Raw genomic sequence first — 2,429 nt, 5'->3', positions numbered from 1 at the left:
TTACTTGTCATTTTCTTTCAGCCAATTATCGACCAAATCCTTTATCACATCAGTAATAGATGTACCTTGTTTTGCACACGCAGCTTTGAAGCGGGTATGTATCTCTTCATCAAAGTTAACGTTGACTCTCTTTTGCTTTCCCGTGGGTGTGCTATTGACGACTTTTTCAAGATCTCGATGCTCACCGAAACTCATTGTTTTTGATGTATGTTGCTTAGTTAGTGCCATACATAACCTCTAATATGCTGAAATGAGTATATGAGTTTTTACTCAAATGATTCGAGTATTTCTCGCGTCAGAATGGCTATCTCGCCCTTTGCTGCTCCATCGTTGGTATCGAAAACGCTCTCACCCTCCATGACGGATTTAACGTAACTTTGGCGTTGTGTGATCGCAGTTTTAAACGGCTTAATACCCGTCTGAGCAATGCTATCTTTCAGAACGTTAAGCATGGTGGCTTGTTCGATTTTCCGTGTGATGAGGAATCGAGCTTCTACCGGACGATTATAAGCCTGGGCTTCCAGTACCGTGACGACAGAACCGGCAGCGGAAAAATCCAAAGGGCTGGGTGTTACCGGGATGATTATCAGGTCGCTGACCATCACCGCTGCGGAAGTAATAACTGACAGAGAACCGGCTCCATCAATAATCACAAAGTCATATTCAGCCAGATCTTTTCTTACCTGGTAAACGTCTTTCTCTGATGCTGCGGTGTAAACATCGAATGCTGCTTTCTCTGCTTTATTCCAGTTAGTCAGGCTCATCTGTGGGTCTGTATCTACAACTGCAATTTTTTTACCCGAACTGGCAAGGCAGCTACTGACGTTGATTGTTGCAGTCGTTTTACCGGAGCCACCTTTAGGGTTGAGGAACGCGATAATTTTCATGTCTAAACCTCATTTGTGTGTTTACTCATTTGAGTTTAATTATACACAAAAACACAAATGAGTAAATGTGTTTTTTATGTGTAAATGAGTATATGAGTGTTTTTTTTGAGTGTTGGAACTGGCGGGAATTTTGGTTTAGGCTTCTCTCAATAGATTATTGCCAACCTCCATCGTATTCATTCCAGCCCTGATTAGTTGCATCATTGGTTAGCGTCATATCATCGACCACGCAGTTACGTATCTCAGCTGTGCGGTATATCTCGTCGAAAAGTTCGTCAATCTGCTCTTTCAAATCGGCCTCATCGCTATACGTAAAAATCAGGCTGTACTCATTGTTGTCCAACACCTTTCCGTCATAGTCGCACTCAACCAGCCAGGCAATATCTTCTCTGACCTTTTTCTTCCCACGGGTAAATTTGCTGCCGTTCTGCACCGGCACCCACAGTGTGGCTGTCACGGAAAATGCGGTAGCACTCTCAGACTGCCCGGAAAGAGAGGGGAGGGCTGTAACTGGGGGACACTGTTTAATCGCCCGGCTAATGGTGCCACGACTGCAATTGATGGTCTTCTGAACCTGGCTCCAGGAGCTGCCGCTGGCCAGCAGCCGGTTAATGGCATCATAGCGATGTTGGTTAACCTTTCTGCCCTGGTATTTGCCCTCAGCTTTTGCTTTGGCGATCCCCTGTTTCTGGCGTTCCCGCCGCTGCTCATAGTCGCGTCTGGCCACTGCGGCCAGCATATCGAGCAGCATGTCATTGATGGCCGAAAACATCCGGTTATCAAAATCGGTCAGCCCCGGAGATAAATGCAGCCAGGTAGTGGGAACATTAACGGCCACGACTCTTATATCTTTCCTGGCAATCATTTTCTTGAGCGTGATCCAGTCATTCCCGGCCAGTCGTGAAAGGCGGTCAACATCTTCAATAAGTAAGATGTCGCGCTGCCGACAGTCTTTCAGCAGCCGGAAAAGCTCAGGACGTTCCAGGCGTGAACCTGACTCATTTTCAATATAATAGTTACAGATGGCCAGCCCGTGCTCAGTGGCGAAAGTATCGATAGAGCTACGTGCTCGTGATGCATCCTGTTCGGACGTGGAGGCACGAAGATAAGCGCGAACAAAGCAGGTCGGTACTGTTTGGGTCATTTTTGAGAACCGGTTCTGTTTAAGTGTGTCGTGTGTGTTTAAACAGTACCAGCTTGCAGTGGTACGAGGAAGGTATACTTATACGGCACCAAAATCCGTTGGCCGAATCGGGGCAGGGCATAACGCACCCCCACGGTTTATCGGAACCTGCCCCGTTCGGCACTACATCTAGTATCAACAGTTGCTGTTCAACACACAAGATGTAGCGTTATCCACAGAAACGGTGGATAAGTCGTACGGCTAGGTTAGTTGTACATAAATATTTTTGAATGAATTTTTATAGAGAAAGCAAGATTACGGTACTTCTTAAAAAAATGTTAGATTATCGTTTGGGTACTTGAGGTGTGGCTCAAGTTGAAGGTTAATGAGGGTGAGTTCGGTGATGCTGCCAACTTACT

The 2,429-nt window shown here is 46.1% G+C and carries 2 protein-coding genes and 1 pseudogene; all 3 read right to left on the bottom strand.

Annotated features, from left to right (window positions below; translation table 11 throughout):
* Positions 1-228: a plasmid partition protein ParG gene (locus BEI65_RS25590; RefSeq protein ID WP_044715105.1), complete on the bottom strand. Its 228-nt coding sequence runs from the start codon at positions 226-228 to the stop codon at positions 1-3.
* A 38-nt stretch (positions 229-266) separates the two neighbouring features.
* Positions 267-887 carry a ParA family partition ATPase gene (gene parA, locus BEI65_RS25585; protein WP_044715110.1) on the bottom strand — a complete coding sequence of 207 codons (621 nt, stop codon included), beginning with the start codon at positions 885-887 and terminating at the stop codon, positions 267-269.
* A gap of 520 nt (positions 888-1,407) precedes the next feature.
* Positions 1,408-2,031, bottom strand: a pseudogene (locus BEI65_RS27305) (recombinase family protein); the annotation flags it as partial.
* Positions 2,032-2,429: the final 398 nt, after the last annotated feature.

This window comes from Serratia sp. BW106, assembly GCF_002607755.1.
GTDB lineage: Bacteria > Pseudomonadota > Gammaproteobacteria > Enterobacterales > Enterobacteriaceae > Serratia > Serratia proteamaculans.
The sequence above is the reverse complement of the archived record's forward strand: the minus strand, read 5'-3'. Positions and strand labels throughout refer to the sequence as shown.